Source organism: Serratia sp. UGAL515B_01 (genome assembly GCF_033095805.1).
In the GTDB taxonomy this organism is placed as follows: Bacteria; Pseudomonadota; Gammaproteobacteria; order Enterobacterales; family Enterobacteriaceae; genus Chania.
The window spans coordinates 1,633,301-1,651,751 of record NZ_CP109901.1; the positions used below are offsets into that span (position 1 = coordinate 1,633,301).

Genomic DNA, 18,451 nt, shown 5'->3' on the forward strand with positions numbered 1-18,451 from the left:
TACACTTAACGAAAACTACGGCCAAATGGTTAAGTTGATAAGTGACTTCGAACAACAAAATGCCTGATACCTTGATGAGAGGGAAAATACGATTTTTCAGTCTTTGTCATATCCGTTATGAGAATAAAACGGGTCGGGTGGTTCCATAAACAGGGTAGAGCCTTTATTATCGATAATTACTTTGCTTAAGCTACGGCAACAAAACGGATTTCATGTATCAACCTGTCGCGTTATTTATTGGTCTGCGTTATATGCGCGGGCGTGCCTCAGACCGCTTTGGGCGGTTTGTTTCCTGGCTCTCTACCATTGGCATTACGCTGGGGGTGATGGCTCTGGTCACCGTGCTTTCAGTGATGAATGGTTTTGAGAAAGATCTCGAAAACAACATTCTGGGTTTAATGCCACAAGCGCTGATTACCAGCAAACAAGGGTCTATCAATCCTGAACAACTCCCCGCTTCTGCGGTACAGGGGCTACGTGGTGTTTCCCGCGTTGCCCCCTTGACTACCGGGGATGTGGTGTTGCAAAGCGCTCGTAGTGTGGCTGTCGGGGTGATCTTAGGTGTTAACCCGGATGAGGCCGATCCATTGTCACCCTACCTGATTAACGTCAAGCAACAGCAACTGCAACCGGGCGAATATAACCTTATCCTGGGTGAACAGCTTGCAGGGCAGTTGGGCCTCAAACGTGGCGATCAGTTGCGTCTGATGGTGCCGAGTGCCAGCCAGTTTACGCCGATGGGCCGCATCCCAAGCCAGCGTCTGTTTACGGTGATGGGTACTTTTCACGCCAATAGCGAAGTCGATGGTTATCAGTTACTGGCAAATCAGCAGGATGTTTCGCGCTTGATGCGTTATCCGGCGGGCAATATTACCGGTTGGCGTCTCTTTTTGCAGCAACCGCTGAGTGTGGACTCGCTCAGTCAACAAGCGTTACCCGAAGGTACCATTTGGAAAGACTGGCGTGACCGTAAAGGGGAGTTGTTCCAGGCGGTACGGATGGAGAAAAATATGATGGGGTTGTTGCTCAGCCTGATCGTTGCGGTTGCCGCATTCAACATCATCACTTCCCTGGGCTTGTTGGTGATGGAGAAACAAGGCGAAGTTGCCATTCTGCAGACACAAGGTCTGACGCGGCGTCAGATTATGCTGGTGTTTATGGTACAGGGTGCTAGCGCAGGGATTATTGGCTCACTGTTGGGCACCCTCTTGGGTGTTTTACTGGCTACCAACCTGAACAACCTGATGCCAGTTCTAGGTGCTCTGATCGACGGTGCTTCACTGCCGGTTATGGTTGCCCCGTTACAGGTAACCCTTATTGCTGTGGTGGCAATGGCAGTTTCTCTGTTATCTACGCTTTACCCTTCATGGCGCGCTGCCGCCGTACAACCTGCTGAGGCTTTACGTTATGAGTAACCATCTTTTGCTGCGGTGTGACAACCTGTGCAAGACCTATCAGGAAGGCAATCTGCAGACCGATGTGCTGCGCAACGTGAGTTTTGCCATGCAGCCGGGCGAGATGATGGCCATCGTCGGGAGTTCAGGATCAGGTAAGAGTACGCTGCTGCATCTTCTGGGGGGACTGGATTCCCCCACGTCAGGTGAGGTGATTTACAAAGAGCAGTCGCTAAATTCGCTCTCTTCCGCCGCCAAAGCGGAGCTGAGAAATCGCCAGCTTGGTTTTATCTACCAGTTTCATCATTTGTTACCGGACTTCACTGCGTTGGAAAATGCTGCAATGCCACTGCTGATTGGAGGCACAAAACCGGCGCAGGCACAAGAGAAAGCGCAGGAGATGCTGGCGGCAGTCGGATTAGAAAAACGCAGTAAGCATCGGCCATCTGAACTTTCCGGTGGGGAACGCCAACGAGTGGCGATAGCTCGTGCGCTGGTGAACAATCCTTCGCTGGTACTGGCAGATGAACCGACCGGTAATCTCGATAAACGCACAGCAGACAGTATTTTCGATTTACTTGGGGAATTGAATGTGCGCCAGGGTACCGCGTTTCTGGTCGTCACTCATGACTTACAATTAGCCAAACGCCTCAGCCGTCAGTTGGAAATGGCTGACGGTCATTTACAAGATCAACTCACCCTGATGGGAGCTGACTAATGAGCGCATCGCCACTTTCATTGCTGATGGCGTTGCGTTTTAGCCGTGGCCGGCGGCGTGGCGGCATGGTTTCACTGATTTCTGTCATTTCAACCATGGGCATAGCGCTGGGGGTGGCGGTGTTGATCGTTGGCCTGAGTGCGATGAACGGTTTTGAACGTGAGTTGCAGAACCGCATTTTGGCGGTGGTTCCACATGGTGAGATTGAGCCGGTTAATCAACCGTTTATAGGCTGGCCTGAAGTCTTACAGCGTGTTGAGAAAGTGCCGGGGATTTTAGCGGCAGCACCGTATATCAACTTTACCGGACTAATGGAAAACGGTGCCCAACTGCGTGCTGTGCAGGTGAAGGGTGTTGATCCCGCGCAGGAAAGCCAACTTAGTGCGCTACCGAAGTATGTAAAAGATAATGCTTGGGGCAATTTTAACAGTGGTGAGAACCAGGTGATCCTAGGGCAAGGGGTAGCTGAAGCGTTGGGGGTAAAGCGAGGCTCTTATGTTACGGTGATGATCCCGAACAGCGATCCTGAAATGAAATTGCTGCAACCGAAACGTATTCGCCTGCACGTCACCGGAATTCTGCAGTTAAGTGGCCAGCTTGATCACAGCCTAGCGATGGTGCCGTTGGCAGATGCTCAGCAGTATCTTGATATGGGTGATAGCGTGACCGGGATTGCCATCAAGGTTAACGACGTGTTTAACGCCAACAAACTGGTGCGCGATGCGGGTGAAGTTACCAATGCCTATGTCTACATCAAGAGCTGGATTGGTACCTTTGGCTACATGTATCGCGATATTCAAATGATCCGCGCCATCATGTATCTGGCGATGGTATTAGTGATAGGCGTGGCCTGCTTCAATATTGTTTCTACGCTGGTGATGGCGGTGAAAGACAAAAGTAGCGATATCGCCGTGCTGCGCACCTTGGGAGCGAAAGACGGATTTATCCGCGCCATCTTTATTTGGTATGGTTTATTGGCTGGACTGGTGGGTAGCCTGAGTGGTGTGGTCGTGGGGGTGATTGCCTCGTTGCACCTGACCAATATCATCAAGGGTATCGAAAAGCTCATCGGCCACTCTTTCCTGTCTGGGGATATCTATTTTATCAATTTCCTGCCGTCTGAGTTGCACTGGCTGGACGTGGTGATTGTATTGGCAACGGCGCTGGTGCTTAGTTTGTTGGCCAGTTGGTACCCGGCTCGGCGTGCAAGCCGTATCGATCCGGCCAGGGTGCTGAGCGGGCAGTAATGAATCTCTGGTAATACGCCATTTTTATCTCGAGGGAAATTGATGTACTACGGTTTCGATATGGGGGGTACCAAGATTGAATTGGGCGTATTCGATACCGATCTACAGCATATCTGGCAAAAACGTGTACCAACGCCCTGTGATGACTACCAGCAGCTGCTGGCGGTATTGCACGCTCTGATCGTTGAAGCCGATGCCTTTTGCGGCAAGAGGGGATTGGTAGGGATAGGCATTCCTGGGTTACCTAATGAAGATGGTACCCTGTTTACCGCCAACGTCCCGGCGGCAATGGGACAGACACTACCGCGCGATCTGGGCGCACTTATTGGCCGTGAGGTGAAGGTAGAAAACGATGCCAACTGTTTTGTACTTTCCGAAGCATGGGATCGCGAGTTCCGCTGTTACCCGACCGTATTGGGCATTATTTTGGGTACTGGCGTTGGCGGCGGTTTGATCGTTAATGGTAAAGTGATGTCCGGGCGTAATTATATCGCTGGGGAATTTGGCCATCTACGGTTGCCTGTGGACGCGTTGGAAGTGCTGGGACGAGGTATTCCTCGCATTGCCTGCGGTTGTGGCCACGATGGCTGCATTGAAAATTATATTTCGGGCCGTGGGTTTGAATGGATGTACGCACATTTCTATCAGCAGCACCTGCCAGCACGGCAAATCATTGCGCATTATCAAGCGGGTGAACCACAGGCGATGGCACATGTTGATAGATTCCTGGAGGTTTTGGCAATTTGCCTGGGTAATTTGCTGACTATAATAGATCCCCATCTGGTGGTAATCGGTGGTGGTTTATCAAATTTCGAAGAAATTTATCAGGCGTTGCCTAAGCGGTTGCCAGCCCATCTGTTACGTGTCGCAAAATTGCCGCGCATTGAGAAAGCACGTTACGGTGATGCGGGTGGTGTGCGCGGGGCTGCGTTCCTCAATTTGTTGGGAAGTCATTAAGTAAGGAGAGTTCATGCACACTCGGCATCGGCTGTGTCAGTTTCGAAAGAGTAAGCATGTGCTGCATCAGCGCTTTCGTTCGCGCATTTTTCATCGTGATACTATGGCGGCGGCTGAGCTTAAGAAACCTTTTGTTGTGGTGCTAACAGGCGCAGGCATTTCTGCAGAGTCCGGCATCCGTACTTTCCGCGCTGATGATGGGTTGTGGGAGGAACATAAGGTTGAGGATGTTGCCACGCTGGACGGATTTAAACGCGATCCCGCGCTGGTACAGGCATTTTATAACGCCCGCCGCCGGCAGTTACAGCAGGCTGAGATTGCTCCGAATACAGCGCACCGTGTACTGGCCGATCTGGAAGAGTGGTTAGGGGATAATTTTCTGCTGGTGACGCAAAACATTGATAATTTGCATGAACGTGCAGGAAGTAAGCGAGTACTACATATGCACGGTGAGCTGCTCAAAGTGCGTTGTACCCGCTCTGGACAGGTGTTTGAGTGGCGCGAAGATCTGAATGTTGATGAACGTTGCCACTGTTGCCAGTTTCCGGCTCCGCTACGGCCGCATGTGGTATGGTTTGGTGAAATGCCGCTAGAGATGAATGAGATCTACGAGGCATTAGCAAAAGCTGATTTCTTCGTGGCCATTGGCACCTCTGGCAACGTTTACCCGGCCGCTGGTTTTGTGCATGAGGCGCGGTTGGGTGGTGCTTATACCATGGAGCTGAATCTGGAGCCGAGTCAGGTAGAAAGCCAGTTCGAAGAGAAACATTACGGCTTGGCCAGTGAAGTTGTGCCACGTTTTGTGCACAAATTCCTGATGGGTAAGGTCGAACGGGCAGATTAAGGTATAACAGCGTTGTTACCCGGGCATCAATTCCCTCCTCTCTTGAAGAGAAGAGGGAATTTGAAGATTTGCGCTAATCAGCGCCCGGCTTTCAGCTGTTGGAAATAGGTCTCATACAGCGTGCTGGTTTCACCCACGTCATTCTGCCATTCACCATTCTCAATGACGGTATCGTCCGGATATAATGATTTGTCATTAGCGATCTCTTTAGGAAGAAGCTTTTTTGCCGCCAGATTGGGCGTAGGGTAACCGATAGTTTGCGCAACCTGTAATGCAATTTCCGGGCGTAACAGGAAGTCGATCAGCTTCAATGCACCATCAACATTTTTAGCATTTGATGGAATAGCCAGACTGTCCATCCAGAAAATCCCCCCCTCGCTGGGCCAAACGATATCAAGCGGTATGCCGGCTTGGCGTGCGACGAAAGCGGAGCCGTTCCATACCATGCCCAGGTTCACCTCTCCTTCCATATAAGGATTAGCCGGATTATCGGAATTAAATGCCAACACGTTAGGCATCAGCTTTTTCAGTTCGTTATAAGCGGCTTCGATCTCTTTAGGGTCGGTAGTATTGCCCGAATAACCCAGTTTACGCAGCGCAATCTGGAACACTTCGCGCGCGTCGTCAGTCAGCAGCAAACTCCCTTTATATTCAGGTTTCCATAGATCGGCCCAGGAGGTGATGGTTTTTGAGTCAATCGCATCGGTATTCACGCCAATGGCGGTAGCACCCCAAATATAGGGGATCGAGAAGTCGTTATGCGGATCGAAAGATTTGTTCAGCAGGCCAGGATCGAGATCTTTGAAATTACTGAGTTTACTCTTGTCGATCTTTTGCAGCATCCCTTCCTTGCTCATTTTCGCAATGAAATAGGTTGAAGGAACTACCAGGTCGTATGCGCCGTCCTTGTAGGTTTTTAGCTTGGCATACATGCTTTCGTTGGATTCATAGGTCGAGTAGATCACCTTGATGCCGGTTTCTTTGGTGAACTGTTCCAACAGGCCTGGTGGAACATATTCCGTCCAGTTATAGAAATAGAGCGTTTTGCCGTCATCGGCGGCACTTGCAGAGAAAATGCTCAGTGCCATCACCCCGGCTGCGAGCAGATGTGACCACTTTTTCATTTGTACATCCTTCAGCAGTGATTTCGAACGTCAACTTAACTTGGTGATAGAACAACGCACAATATCTAACAAAACGCTCATTATAGGACCCGTTTTCTGCAGGGTAAAGGCGCTGTTCCGTGAGTAAATCAGCGAGTGTGGCGATCGCGCAGGATTATTTGGCTGGTAAAAACCAGTATCAACGATAACAGCAGTAGAATGGTTGCCAGTGCATTGACTTCTGGTGATACGCCGACTTTTACCATTGAGTAGATCTTCAACGGTAGGATCTCGTAGCTAGGCCCGGTTACGAACGACGAGACCACTACATCATCCATAGAGAGTGTAAAGCTTAATAGCCAACCGGCAGCGATTGCTGGCATTGCTAACGGCAAAATGATTTTGCGCAAAATGACAATTTCACTGGCCCCGAGATCGCGTGCCGCTTCCAACATTCTTACATCAAAGCCTTTTAGACGGGAATAAACGGTGATAACCACAAAAGGCAGACAGAAGGTGATATGCGAAAAAAACAGAGACCAAAAGCCTAATGAGACCCCCAGCACCATAAACAGTACTAACAAAGAGATCGCCATGACAATATCCGGCGACATCATCACGACAAAAAGCATCCCACTGACAAAAGGCTTGCCGCGAAAACGATAACGGTAGAGTGCCACGGCAGTGAGAGAACCGATCAGCGTGGCAAAGCTGGCGGAGAGCGTTGCCATAATCAGCGAGTGGCCTGCGGCTTGCAGCAGACTGTCGTTGTTGATCAATGTGTTGTACCAATTGGTGGTAAAACCTTTCCAGCTAATACCAAAGCGTGACGTATTGAACGAATTAACGATCAGGATCACGATAGGGATATAGAGATAGGCGTAAATCAGGGTCATGAAACCGCCGCGTAACAGACGTCCTATCATTCCCATTCCCCCTTTTTATTTAGCAATCTGGCGGCACGATAATAGATCCACAGCATTAACCCCATGATTAACGTCAGGCAAATGCTGGTGGCGGCACCAAATGGCCAGTCGCGGATATTCAGGAATTGGCTCTTGATGACACTGCCAATTAACAGGTTTTTAGCTCCCCCCATTAAATCGGCCACATAGAACAAGCCCATGGCGGGTAGCAGCACTAACAAGCAGCCAGCAATAATACCTGGCATGGTCAGTGGAATGACGATTCGAATAAAAGTCTGAAATTTGTTGGCGCCAAGATCGCGGGCTGCCTCGATACAGGACTTATCCAGCTTTTCCAGACTGGAATAGAGTGGCATCACCATAAAAGGCAGCAGGATATAGACTAACCCGATGATCACTGCTTCTGAGGTGTACATAATGTGAAACGGCGTGTCGATTAACCCTGCCCACAACAGAAATTCGTTCAGGTAACCCCGAGTACTCAGAAACAGCTTAAGGCCATAAATACGAATCAACGAATTGGTCCAGAACGGTACAATCAGCAGAAACAGTAACAATGGGCGTATCTTCGGTGGCAATTGGGCCAGAATGTAGGCAAAAGGATAGCCGAGTAGCAGGCAACACAATGTCGCGATCAGCGCCATATTTAACGAGTGCAGCATCACCTGTGCGTAAAGGGGATCAAACAGGCGGGCATAGTTATCCAGAGTGAACACCAGTTGTACCAGGTTGGCGTCGTCGCGGGTCAGGAAACTAGTACCGATAATCATCAGATTCGGGATAAAAACAAACAGAACGAGCCAGGCAACTGCACCGCCGATCACCAGATTCTGAAGCAGATTACGTGATTTCTTCATCGTTCAGCACCACCTCCCAGCTTTCTACCCAGGTTAACGCCATTTTCTGGTTCAACGAGTGGTCGAAATCAGGATCATCTTCATTAAAAAATTCACTGACCATCACCATCTTACCGTTTTCCAGTTCAACGACGGATTCTAACGTCATACCTTTATAGTTCCGTTCGCGGACGTAGCCGATCAGCCCATCGATCTGTTCACTGTCGTTAACTTCCTCAACGCGTAAGTCTTCCGGACGCAATAGAACTTTAAGCGATTGTCCCGGTTTAACCGGAAGGGTCGCATAGATATCACATTCGCGGCCTTCGACACAGGCTCTGAGCCGCTGAGAGTCGAGACGATGCAACACTGTAGCATCGAAAATGTTTATCTCGCCGATAAAACTGGCTACAAACAGGTTGGCGGGCTCTTCATAAATCTCTCTTGGTGTACCATCTTGCTCGATACGTCCATCACGCATCACCACAATACGGTCCGACATGGTCAACGCTTCTTCTTGGTCGTGCGTAACGAAAACAAAAGTGATACCCAGCTTTCGTTGCAAGGCTTTAAGCTCGTTCTGCATCTGTTTGCGCAACTTATAGTCAAGAGCAGAAAGTGACTCATCCAACAGCAGCACCTTGGGTTTATTCACCACTGCGCGTGCGATGGCAACTCGCTGTTGCTGACCACCAGATAGTTGATGCGGGCGGCGTTGGGCAAACTCCTCTAATTGTACCATCCGCAAGGCTTCTTCAACGCGAGGTATCAGCTCCGCGGCTGGTGCCTTTTGCATACGTAGGCCAAAGGCTACGTTCTCAAATACCGTCATGTGAGGGAAAAGCGCATAGCTCTGAAAAACGGTATTAACGTGGCGATGTTCGGCGGGGATTGCCGTGATATCTTGCCCATCCAGCAGAATTTGCCCTTGATCGGCGCTTTCCAGCCCGGCAATCAGGCGCAGTACGGTAGTTTTACCGCAACCCGATGGGCCAAGGATAGTCAGAAATTCCCCGTCGTTAATCTCAAGGTGGAGATTGCTGATGATTTCTTTGCCGCCAAAGCTTTTGCTCAAGGCGTTGAGTATTACCAGAGAATTGTTCTCAGTCATTTAAAATGTCTCTATCCCGTCAGGTGATGCAGGCAGATAGAACCGCCGCTGGAAAAGACTGCACAAGCTTATGGTGAGATACCTTAGCTCAAAGCCAGCGGCGCCAATCGAATTTTCAGGAGCGCGCATAATAGACGCTGAGGCAGAGAATGAAAAGCCAAAATGGTCGTAGCATGATGCCTTGTCTCGATCAACCTGCGAAAACCTTGCTTTCAAACAAGGGTTGGTACGATGGCTGTCGCTAAATCTGGTTATTAATGACCTGTCTCAATAATTGAGCCAGATCGTTTCCTCATAATGAAACGCGTCATTCTGAGGACGGAATTATGGATAAACTACTCGATCGCTTTTTTAGCTATGTTTCATTCGATACGCAGGCAAAAGTCAATGTCAAAAATGTGCCGAGTACCGAAGGACAACTGAAGTTGGCGCAGGCGTTGCGACAGGAAATGATTGAACTGGGATTTAAACAGGTGTCGCTTACTGAACACGGCTGCGTAATGGGTATATTACCTGGTAATGTGGCATGGTCAGTCCCGACGATTGGGTTTATTTCTCATCTTGATACCTCACCGGATTTTTCTGGCAAGCATGTGGCACCACAAATTGTAGAAAATTATCGAGGTGGTGATATTGCCTTGGGCATTGGTGATGAAGTGTTATCGCCAGTGACGTTCCCGATCCTGCATCAGATGCTGGGGCAAACGCTAATCACTACCGATGGCAAGACGCTGCTCGGTGCGGATGATAAAGCAGGTATTGCCGAAATATTGACGGCAATGATGCGTCTGAAGCAGAAAAATATTCCGCACGGTGATATAAGCGTGGCTTTTACCCCAGATGAAGAGGTGGGTAAAGGAGGACAATTCTTCGATGTTGATGCCTTTAATGCTGAATGGGCGTATACCGTTGATGGTGGTGGTGTGGGTGAATTGGAATGTGAAAATTTCAATGCGGCAGCAGTGATGGTTAAAATTGCCGGCAACAACGTTCATCCAGGTAGCGCCAAAGGGGTCATGGTTAATGCACTGTCGCTGGCAACCCGTTTTCATCAGTCACTACCTGGCGATGAAACGCCAGAGAATACGGAAGGTTATCAGGGATTCTTCCATCTGGGGAGCATCAAGGGAAATGTAGAGCGTGCAGAGATGCATTATATTCTGCGTGATTTTGAACGTGACGGGTTTGAAGCACGTAAACGCACGATGATTGAAGTAGCACAAAAAGTCGGGCGCGGTTTGCCACAGAGTTGTTACATAGAAGTGATGATCGAGGATAATTATTACAACATGCGTGAGCAGGTTGCCAAGCATCCTCATGTGATTAAGCTGGCGCAACAAGCAATGCGCGATTGTGATATCGAGCCAATAATGAAACCTATCCGTGGCGGAACAGATGGTGCACAGCTGTCGTTTAAAGGTCTACCTTGCCCAAATTTGTTCACTGGTGGCCACAATTTCCATGGTAAACATGAGTTCATCACCCTAGAGGGGATGGAGAAGGCGGTGGCCGTTATCATGCGGATTGCTGCACTCACGGCTGAGCGAGCCAAGTGTTAGGCTCTGTTTTCCTTGATTGTAAGTGAGCGGCAATCCCTATCTTTCTTAGCAGCAAATAGTTGTCAGGGTGATACGCTCATCGTATCGCCCTGCTGTATCTAACCATTATTAGTTGTTAAAATACCAATAACCGCTGTTGATAAGCGCTGTCAGCAAAGCCAGGAAGGAAGGGTCATCGACAGCATCTCCCAGCTTTTCTGCGGGCACGATAAAGTTATTGCACAGTGCATCGAGCGCTTGCAGATGTTCGCTCTCAATCAGCTCGCCATTCACGAAGCATTGATCCCCAACGCGCAGTACGCGCAGGCCACCCAATCGTTGTAACGGTTCATCTTGTTGAAGCAGTTGATAGATCTCACCTGCCTGATAGGGCGGCTCCGGAGGAGCGATATCCAGTTCGTGGCGTGACTGCGAGATAAACTCACCAAACCAGTGCTGGAAGTGTTCAGGTTGCTGAACCAGATCCAGCATCATCTGGCGCAGGCTATCGACTTCATGAGGCAGGATCAGGGCAGGATTGTCACGCAGAGTTATGTTTGGATCGCTGTAGCGATAGCCGCCGAGTTCCCGAGCTAATACGTAATCGGCAAAGCCGCTCACCAATTCGCGGCTATTTGGTGCGCGAAAACCTATGGAATAGTTAAGTGCATTCTCCAGCGAGTATCCTTCGTGTGGGAATCCCGGTGGGATATACAGAATATCGCCCGATTCCATCACTTCATCAATGATGGCATCAAAGGGAGCCACTTGAAGCAGGTCAGGGTGTGGACTGTGCTGTTTCATTGGCACTTTCTCACCCACGCGCCAACGGCGGCGGCCAGTTCCCTGGATGATGAATACATCATATTGATCAAGGTGCGGTCCGACGCCTCCGCCTGGTACTGAAAACGAAATCATCAGATCATCCATGCGCCAGTCCGGCAGTTTGCGGAATGGGAGCATCAACGCTCTTGAAGCCTCATGCCAGTGATCAACGGCCTGAACCAGTAGTGACCAGTTGTTCTCAGCCAAATGGTCAAAACTCTCAAACGGGCCGTGTGCAACCTGCCAACGGCCTTCCTGATGGCTCACTAATCGACTATCTACTTCATTTTCCATTGCCAATCCGGCCAACTCATCCGGAGAGATTGGGTCGATAAAATTATTAAAACCACGTTTGAGGATCACTGGACGCTTTTGCCAATAACGCTGCAAAAAGTCGTTCCAGTCCAAGTCTAATTGATAATCCATTTTCTATTCCACAATAGAGTGAGCCAGAGAAGATTATAACGGAAATCAGGCTCACTTTAGTGGGGGTTGATCAACAGAATTTACTCGTGATGATGTTGATCGTGCTGACGTGCAAAAGTCACTTCCATGCGTGCACCGCCTAGCGGGCTGTCAGTGATAGTGATTTGTCCATCATATTGTTCGATGATATCTGCGGCGACCGAAAGACCAATGCCTTGACCAGGACGGAGGGTATCAACGCGTTGACCGCGCTGAAAAATCAGTTCACGTTTGCTTTTTGGGATACCAGGACCGTCATCATCAATCACTATAGTCAGATATTTGTTTGAATGTAACGAGGTGACTTCAACAAACTCCAGGCAATATTTGCAGGCGTTCTCCAAAACGTTGCCCATTACCTCCATAAAATCGTTCTTCTCGCCTATAAACGTCAATTCAGGTGAAATATCGAGAGTAATCACGACCCCTTTACGTTGATAAACTTTATTTAATGCAACACACAGACTATCAAGCAGGGCTGAAACAGAATGAACTTCCCGCTTCAGTACCGTCTGGCCAGAGTTGAAACTGGCTCGGTGGAGATAATAGCCAATTTGTTGTGAGATCCGACCGATCTGTTCGAGCATGATCGGCTCGGCTTCTTCGATCGTGGTCTGTTTGCCAGAACGTAGCGATCGCAGAGTGGTTTGCAATACAGCCAGCGGGGTTTTCAGGCTGTGAGTCAGGTCCGACAGCGTTGTGCTGTATTTGGTATATCGCTGGCGTTCATTACGTACCAGAATGTTGAGGTTACGTACTAAGCTCCGTAGTTCACAGGGAGGGTTTTCATCAAGCTGCTCGCGCTCGCCATTTTCCAACTGCCTGACTTGTGCCACCAGTGTTTTGATGGGATGCAGACTCCAATAGGCGGCCAGCCATAACAAGGGCACGACCAGCAGTAGGTTGGCGAGTAACACGTAGCTGAACCACTCCCAGACTACGCCGGAGCGCTGTAGTTCCTGTGGGATGCTGTCAACTACGACAATGGTGAGAGCGGGTAAGCTTGCCGTTGCGGCATAGGTATTGACGGCGACCGAGTGGGTCAGGGCATTTTGGTCATTATCGTCATAGTGTTTAAGCTGGTTTTGTGCTGCGGGGTTATCACCTAAAACCTGGCTACTGGTACGAGTATCGGTATCGATCTCATAAAAACCCGATCCTTCGAGCCATTTTTTCTGAATGTGTTTTTCCAGTTCAGGCACGGAACGCTGGCTCCATAACAGCTTCCCTTTATCATCGTAGATAAAAACCAGCGTTGGCGTGTTGATATCAAACTCGGTGGGGATAGTAATGGTCAGCTTTTGGTCTTTCCACTGCGCCAGGCTAAAGAATAGATTGCTCTCACCGCGTAGTAGACGGAAAGATGTTTTATCAAAACTGACGCTATATCCCACAACCGCCACAAACCCATAGGAGAGTGACAGGGCCAGGATGACCCCAGCTGTCGCCATTAAGAAACGAGCGCGTAGTGAAAAGGGCTTTTTAACTTTTTTGAACATAACGTTCACTTAATATCGAAACGATAACCTTGCCCACGCACGGTTGTAATGACGTCCTGCGGGTATTCGGCCTGCATTTTTTTACGAAGACGGCCCATTAACACGTCAATGGTATGACTTTCGCGCAGTTCTGCATCCGGGTAAAGTTGCAGCATCAGAGAATCTTTGCTCACCACTTTACCTGCGTTACGGATCAGTGTCTCAATAATTGTGTATTCAAATGCCGTCAGTTTGATTTGCTGCTCGTTTACGCTGAGCTCACGACGCGAAAGGTCGATCTGGAATGGTGGCAGAACGATCACTTGTGACGCCAAGCCACTGTTGCGACGCATCAGGGCTTGCATACGGGCAATGACTTCCTCCAGATGGAACGGTTTGGTCACGTAATCATCGGCACCTGCTTCCAGCACGGCGACTTTATCCTGCCAGCTTTCACGGGCCGTTAAGACCAGAATAGGTAACCTCATCTGATTAGCCCTCCAGCGTCGGATAAGGCTTAGGCCATCTTCACCAGGCAAACCCAGATCGACAATAGCGATATCAGGTGCATGTTCTTGCAGGAAGTAGTCAGCCTCTTTGGCGTCTTCTGCGGCATCAACCTGGTGCCCCATTTCGCGCATTTGTACAGAGAGGTGGTGACGCAGCAAACCATTATCTTCTACAACCAATACTCTCATGGGAAAGACTCCTGTTAACGCACGGGCTAAACATCATTCAACCGCGCCTAGGGTTACACACTTTGCGGTACGCAAAAGATAACGGCTGGGTTACTGATAATGAATCAGCTTAGTTGTTTAAGTTAATAGTATGGTAAATAGGCCATTTTTCTGCAACAAAGTATCGTATAATCAGCATTATTACATACAATACGCTAAGTAACTCAAGTTGTAATAAACAGCAGAGAACAAAAAACGGTCAACTTGAGGTATGTTATGTAGTAGAGGTGTGTTGATTATCGTCAGTCTGTAATAAACACAGGATAAACAGGGCGAAAGCAAAGGTAAACCAAAGTTAAACAATGGTGAGTGTGGTGTAAGTGTAAGTAGAAACATTTTTAACCGCTAGTAATACAGGCCCGAAATGTTGGGCCTGTCGATGATATTACGGTGAAGCCGTTTTGTTAGCACCGTCCTCCCGTATTTTTTTGACTTGGTCGGTTTTGACCTGTGCAGCGTTATTTCCCCAACTGTTTCGCACAAAATTAGCGATCTGGGCTACTTGCTCATCACTTAAACGCCAACCGAAGTCTGGCATGGTCAGTCCGGTAGGCGCGCTGGCAGTTATTGGGGTGCGTGAACCATGGAGAATAATACTGATAACCGAAGAAGGATCTTCTGATAGTAAGGCTGGGTTACGGGCCAACTGTGGAAAGGTGTTGCCATAACCCTGACCATCACTACGGTGGCATGCGGCGCAGTTATCAAGATAAGCTTGTCCACCGGGATTGCCTTTATCGGTGGTGTACAGCGTTGACGGCGGCGCAGTAGCATGAAGCGGTTTTTTCACATTACTTTCACTTTCCGCTGGCAGTGATTTTAGATAAACGGCTATTGACCGTAAATCCTCATCGCTGAGATGCTGTGTGCTGTTTTGTATTACGTCAACCATGGAGCCGAAGGCGGAAAACTTCTCGGTATGACCGGTTTTCAGGAAGAGAGTCAGATCTTTTTCGCTCCAGGCACCTAATCCAGTGAGCGTGTCGCCTCGCAGATTGGGTGCATGCCAACCTTCGAGCGTTCCACCACTCAGGTAGGTTTTATCCATCTCATTCAGCGCTTTTTCTTGGAAACCGATGCCGCGTGGCGTATGGCAGGTGCCACAATGCCCCAACCCTTGCACCAGGTAGGCACCACGATCCCATTGTTGCCCTCGGCTTGCCTTGGGCTGATACACCCCGCCTTCAAGAAACAGACTATTCCATATCGCCAATGGCCAACGAATACTCAGTGGCCACGGAATGTCACTATGCAGGTTTTTTTGCGTTACAGGCGTGACCCGGTGCATGAAGTAGAGGTACAAATCACGGATGTCATCATCACTGATCTTGGCAAAAGAGGGATAAGGCATTGCCGGGTACAATCGTCTGCCATCGCGGGCCACACCTTTACGTAGCGCATCGGCAAATTCTTGCAGATTGTATTCACCGATGCCTGTCTTCTGGTCAGGGGTAATATTGGTAGAATAAATCGCGCCAACGGGCGTGGTCATCTTAAGGCCACCAGCAAATGCTGTACCGTTTGGTGATGTATGGCATGCGGCACAGTCACCGGCGCGAGCTAGGTATTCACCATGTGTGACGTGCGTGACTAACGTGGTGTCTTCTGCGGCTAACGTGTTGGTACTCAATACCAGTAAAGCCAGCAGTGAGGGGGACAATATTTTCATTATTTTCACCTAACGCGATCAAGCCTGAACTAACGGGCCGGGATTTTTCAGATACTGATTACAGATGGCCTCCGCAGAATAATAAGCTAACGCTCCTACGATACCTGTTGGGTTATAAGCAAGGTTTTGTGGGAAGGCACAAGCTCCGGTGACAAACACGTTATGTACATCCCAACATTGAAGGTACTTGTTAACTACGCTGTTTTTGGGGTTATCCCCAGTGATTGCACCGCCTGTAGTGTGGGTTGACTGGTACGGGCGTACATCATAATGCGAACCGTCTCCCATCACTGAAATTGCCATCTGCTGGGGATCCATCACCTTGGCAATATCCGCCATTTTGTTGGTAATGTGCTGCGTCATTTTAATTTCATTGCCTTTCCAGTCGAAGGTCATGCGCAACAGCGGTAGGCCATATGCATCCTGGTAGGTAGGATCGAGATCGAGGTAGCAGTCGCGATATGGCATAACCGATCCTTCAGAACCTATGCTCATCGAGTGCAGATAGTTATCTTTGATGCCTTGCTTCCAGCCGCTGCCCCAGGTTGGAGAACCGGGCGGTAATGGCATTTGTTGAATTGGCCGCCCACCAGAACGCGTTGCCGAGATATATGCTCCACCAATGAACCCTAACCCGTGGTGGTCGAAATTTTCCGCGTTCAGATCGTCAATCACTGTGCCTGCGGCACCGGCACCAATAAACGGGTTGAAGTAGGTATCTTTATTGTAAAACAGAGAGATATTACTGTTCATTTGATAGGCGTAGTTTTTGCCTACCACCCCTTCACCGGTAATTGGGTCATAAGGTTTACCGATGCCGGAGAGTAACAGCAAACGCACATTATGCAGTTGGAAAGCGCAGAGAATAACCAGATCTGCCGGTTGCTCAATCTGTTGTCCCTGAGCATTGATGTAGGTTACGCCAGTGGCTTTTTTGCCACTGCTGTCCATGTTGACCTTGATGACCTGTGACTGGGTGCGTAACTCAAAGTTTTTACGCTTCATCAGCACCGGTATGATGGTGGTTTGTGGTGAAGCTTTAGAGTACATAAAGCAGCCGAAGCGTTCACAGTAACCGCAGAAATTGCAAGGGCCCATTTGTACACCATAAGTATTGGTGTAAGGCTCGGAGCAGTTGGCTGCTGGAATGCTGAAAGGATGATAGCCTAGCGATTCTGCTGCTTGGCCGAACAGTGAACCAGAATAGAGCTGCTTCAGTGGGGGAGTGGGGTATTCGCTGCTTCGCAAGCCTTCGAACGGGTTACCACCTTTGACGATTTTTCCATTAAGATTACCCGCTTTGCCTGCGGTACCGCATACTTTTTCAAACTTATCGAAGTAGGGCTCCAGCTCGGTGTAGCTGACAGGATAATCTTGTAACAGCATACCTTCGGGTACCCATTTATCTCCGTATTTTTCCGTCACTGTAGTACGCATTTTTAGATCGGCAGGTAAGGCACGCCAGTGCATACCATTCCAGTGCGACCCGGCACCGCCTACGCCGTTGCCTAGCAGAAAAGAGCCGTGTTGGCGGTAAGGTACGGCAAAGTCTGCAGGGGTATGGCGTACTGTGACCGTTTCGTGGGCCAGTTCCTGCATCAACTTCAAGCGGATACCATAAGTTAGTTCGTCGGCGATACGTGGGTAGGAGAAGTCAGGATAGGTATCACGTTGTTCACCACGTTCTAGTGCCAACACATTTAGACCTGCCGCTGTCAATTCCACACTCATAATTGCACCGGTCCAGCCAAACCCAACAATCACCACATCTACCGAGGGTTTTTTGATAGTGCTCATTTATGTATTCCTTTTGCTGGAGATACTTACCGGGCCGAGTGGATAAGCCTGATTGGGGTGATTAACCCAATCGGTAAAATCAGCCCGAGCACCAGGGAAACCAATCAGTTTCCATGAAGCCATTGACTGGTTTCCACCGTGGAGCGGATCGGCCAGATAACCCTCTTTGGTGTTTTGCAGCAGTTGGGCAAAAAATGCCTTACCCGGTAGCGCATCACAGTCCAATTCTCCTTTTTCAAGCGCCGTCAGGATTTGTTCTTGTTGGCTATGTTCTAGGTCGGCAAAAACTTTTTGATACTGCTGGTGGCAATGTGTATTGAGCTCACGGATACAAATGCGATAGGTATCACGTGGCGTGAGCTTTGACTGATAACCCAGCTCAAGTGGGGAAGGGATAAACGGAGGATGCATATACCACAAACCGCCATGGCCATAAGGTGTCTCCATCTGTTTGTCAATAAACACGGGTACGGCTTCTTCGATAGCCCCAGGCCCATGATTATCGCTAGGGATCAGGCGATCGCAGGCTGCGAGCAAAAAACGCCATTCGTCATTATTAAAATAAATGGGGACATAGTGAGAAGTGACGCCCGCAGCGGATGCTTTTGGTGCTGCCAGCGTTAAAACACCCGTCGTACCTGCCGCAGCCAACGGGATTAACGCCAACGTTTTCTTTAAAAAGCTGCGCCGTGGCGGCGTTGGGGGATGCTGTTGCGACATATTACACCTCGAATATGTTCCACATGGACATCCATGTATTAGAACGTTTGTGCAAAAAAGTGGCCAGAAACGGTTGAAGAGCCCAA

Annotated in this window: 16 protein-coding genes; 6 read left to right on the forward strand and 10 right to left on the reverse strand. The window is 49.3% G+C overall.

Annotated features, from left to right (window positions below):
- Nucleotides 1-212: 212 nt before the first annotated feature.
- From lolC to cobB, 5 genes are read left to right on the forward strand one after another with little or no spacing between them, the layout of a single operon-like run.
- Nucleotides 213-1,415, forward strand: a complete 1,203-nt coding sequence (lolC, locus tag OK023_RS07525; protein ID WP_317696493.1) for a lipoprotein-releasing ABC transporter permease subunit LolC — start codon at nucleotides 213-215, stop codon at nucleotides 1,413-1,415.
- Complete coding sequence (lolD, locus tag OK023_RS07530; RefSeq protein ID WP_317696496.1) at nucleotides 1,408-2,112, forward strand: lipoprotein-releasing ABC transporter ATP-binding protein LolD; 705 nt, start codon at nucleotides 1,408-1,410, stop codon at nucleotides 2,110-2,112. Before lolC ends, lolD begins: the two co-directional genes overlap by 8 nt.
- On the forward strand, nucleotides 2,112-3,359 hold the full coding sequence (lolE, locus tag OK023_RS07535) for a lipoprotein-releasing ABC transporter permease subunit LolE (RefSeq protein ID WP_317696498.1): 1,248 nt from the start codon (nucleotides 2,112-2,114) through the stop codon (nucleotides 3,357-3,359). Before lolD ends, lolE begins: the two co-directional genes overlap by 1 nt.
- Before the next feature lie 42 nt (nucleotides 3,360-3,401).
- Nucleotides 3,402-4,316: an N-acetylglucosamine kinase gene (gene nagK / locus OK023_RS07540; protein ID WP_317696500.1), complete on the forward strand. Its 915-nt coding sequence runs from the start codon at nucleotides 3,402-3,404 to the stop codon at nucleotides 4,314-4,316.
- Nucleotides 4,317-4,329: 13 nt separating this feature from the next.
- Nucleotides 4,330-5,160: a Sir2 family NAD+-dependent deacetylase gene (cobB, locus tag OK023_RS07545; RefSeq protein ID WP_317696502.1), complete on the forward strand. Its 831-nt coding sequence runs from the start codon at nucleotides 4,330-4,332 to the stop codon at nucleotides 5,158-5,160.
- Between the two features lie 77 nt (nucleotides 5,161-5,237).
- Here the strand turns inward: cobB and potD are convergent, their stop codons facing one another.
- The 4 genes from potD to potA form a co-directional block, all read right to left on the reverse strand.
- Nucleotides 5,238-6,284 carry a spermidine/putrescine ABC transporter substrate-binding protein PotD gene (gene potD, locus OK023_RS07550; protein ID WP_317696506.1) on the reverse strand — a complete coding sequence of 349 codons (1,047 nt, stop codon included), beginning with the start codon at nucleotides 6,282-6,284 and terminating at the stop codon, nucleotides 5,238-5,240.
- A 128-nt stretch (nucleotides 6,285-6,412) separates the two neighbouring features.
- Nucleotides 6,413-7,189 (reverse strand): spermidine/putrescine ABC transporter permease PotC, encoded by a 777-nt coding sequence (potC, locus tag OK023_RS07555; protein WP_317696508.1) that lies wholly within the window; start codon nucleotides 7,187-7,189, stop codon nucleotides 6,413-6,415.
- Nucleotides 7,186-8,046, reverse strand: a complete 861-nt coding sequence (gene potB, locus OK023_RS07560) for a spermidine/putrescine ABC transporter permease PotB (RefSeq protein WP_317696511.1) — start codon at nucleotides 8,044-8,046, stop codon at nucleotides 7,186-7,188. Before potB ends, potC begins: the two co-directional genes overlap by 4 nt.
- Nucleotides 8,030-9,136, reverse strand: a complete 1,107-nt coding sequence (potA, locus tag OK023_RS07565; RefSeq protein ID WP_317696515.1) for a spermidine/putrescine ABC transporter ATP-binding protein PotA — start codon at nucleotides 9,134-9,136, stop codon at nucleotides 8,030-8,032. Before potA ends, potB begins: the two co-directional genes overlap by 17 nt.
- Before the next feature lie 326 nt (nucleotides 9,137-9,462).
- Between potA and pepT the strand changes: the two genes are divergently transcribed.
- Nucleotides 9,463-10,695, forward strand: coding sequence for a peptidase T (gene pepT, locus OK023_RS07570; protein ID WP_317696517.1), 1,233 nt, complete (start codon nucleotides 9,463-9,465; stop codon nucleotides 10,693-10,695).
- Nucleotides 10,696-10,803: 108 nt separating this feature from the next.
- Here the strand turns inward: pepT and OK023_RS07575 are convergent, their stop codons facing one another.
- The 6 genes from OK023_RS07575 to OK023_RS07600 form a co-directional block, all read right to left on the reverse strand.
- Nucleotides 10,804-11,925 carry a cupin domain-containing protein gene (locus tag OK023_RS07575; RefSeq protein WP_317696520.1) on the reverse strand — a complete coding sequence of 374 codons (1,122 nt, stop codon included), beginning with the start codon at nucleotides 11,923-11,925 and terminating at the stop codon, nucleotides 10,804-10,806.
- A gap of 80 nt (nucleotides 11,926-12,005) precedes the next feature.
- Nucleotides 12,006-13,463: a two-component system sensor histidine kinase PhoQ gene (gene phoQ, locus OK023_RS07580; protein WP_317696522.1), complete on the reverse strand. Its 1,458-nt coding sequence runs from the start codon at nucleotides 13,461-13,463 to the stop codon at nucleotides 12,006-12,008.
- 5 nt (nucleotides 13,464-13,468) lie between these two features.
- Complete coding sequence (gene phoP, locus OK023_RS07585) at nucleotides 13,469-14,140, reverse strand: two-component system response regulator PhoP (protein WP_317696527.1); 672 nt, start codon at nucleotides 14,138-14,140, stop codon at nucleotides 13,469-13,471.
- A gap of 424 nt (nucleotides 14,141-14,564) precedes the next feature.
- The gene (locus tag OK023_RS07590) at nucleotides 14,565-15,848 is read right to left on the reverse strand and encodes a cytochrome c (protein ID WP_317696529.1); all 1,284 of its coding nucleotides are present in this window, start codon (nucleotides 15,846-15,848) and stop codon (nucleotides 14,565-14,567) included.
- An 18-nt stretch (nucleotides 15,849-15,866) separates the two neighbouring features.
- A complete protein-coding gene (locus tag OK023_RS07595) occupies nucleotides 15,867-17,645 on the reverse strand; it encodes a GMC family oxidoreductase (RefSeq protein ID WP_317696531.1) in 1,779 nt (592 codons plus the stop codon).
- Nucleotides 17,646-18,365 carry a gluconate 2-dehydrogenase subunit 3 family protein gene (locus tag OK023_RS07600; RefSeq protein WP_317696534.1) on the reverse strand — a complete coding sequence of 240 codons (720 nt, stop codon included), beginning with the start codon at nucleotides 18,363-18,365 and terminating at the stop codon, nucleotides 17,646-17,648.
- Between the last annotated feature and the right edge of the window lie 86 nt (nucleotides 18,366-18,451).

Excerpts from the sequence above, each read along its gene's own strand:
- lolC (WP_317696493.1), top strand. The coding sequence starts at position 213 with ATGTATCAACCTGTCGCGTTATTTATTGGTCTGCGTTATATGCGCGGG.
- lolD (WP_317696496.1), top strand. The coding sequence starts at position 1,408 with ATGAGTAACCATCTTTTGCTGCGGTGTGACAACCTGTGCAAGACCTAT.
- lolE (WP_317696498.1), top strand. The coding sequence starts at position 2,112 with ATGAGCGCATCGCCACTTTCATTGCTGATGGCGTTGCGTTTTAGCCGT.
- nagK (WP_317696500.1), top strand. The coding sequence starts at position 3,402 with ATGTACTACGGTTTCGATATGGGGGGTACCAAGATTGAATTGGGCGTA.
- cobB (WP_317696502.1), top strand. The coding sequence starts at position 4,330 with ATGCACACTCGGCATCGGCTGTGTCAGTTTCGAAAGAGTAAGCATGTG.
- potD (WP_317696506.1), bottom strand. The coding sequence starts at position 6,284 with ATGAAAAAGTGGTCACATCTGCTCGCAGCCGGGGTGATGGCACTGAGC.
- potC (WP_317696508.1), bottom strand. The coding sequence starts at position 7,189 with ATGATAGGACGTCTGTTACGCGGCGGTTTCATGACCCTGATTTACGCC.
- potB (WP_317696511.1), bottom strand. The coding sequence starts at position 8,046 with ATGAAGAAATCACGTAATCTGCTTCAGAATCTGGTGATCGGCGGTGCA.
- potA (WP_317696515.1), bottom strand. The coding sequence starts at position 9,136 with ATGACTGAGAACAATTCTCTGGTAATACTCAACGCCTTGAGCAAAAGC.
- pepT (WP_317696517.1), top strand. The coding sequence starts at position 9,463 with ATGGATAAACTACTCGATCGCTTTTTTAGCTATGTTTCATTCGATACG.
- OK023_RS07575 (WP_317696520.1), bottom strand. The coding sequence starts at position 11,925 with ATGGATTATCAATTAGACTTGGACTGGAACGACTTTTTGCAGCGTTAT.
- phoQ (WP_317696522.1), bottom strand. The coding sequence starts at position 13,463 with ATGTTCAAAAAAGTTAAAAAGCCCTTTTCACTACGCGCTCGTTTCTTA.
- phoP (WP_317696527.1), bottom strand. The coding sequence starts at position 14,140 with ATGAGAGTATTGGTTGTAGAAGATAATGGTTTGCTGCGTCACCACCTC.
- OK023_RS07590 (WP_317696529.1), bottom strand. The coding sequence starts at position 15,848 with ATGAAAATATTGTCCCCCTCACTGCTGGCTTTACTGGTATTGAGTACC.
- OK023_RS07595 (WP_317696531.1), bottom strand. The coding sequence starts at position 17,645 with ATGAGCACTATCAAAAAACCCTCGGTAGATGTGGTGATTGTTGGGTTT.
- OK023_RS07600 (WP_317696534.1), bottom strand. The coding sequence starts at position 18,365 with ATGTCGCAACAGCATCCCCCAACGCCGCCACGGCGCAGCTTTTTAAAG.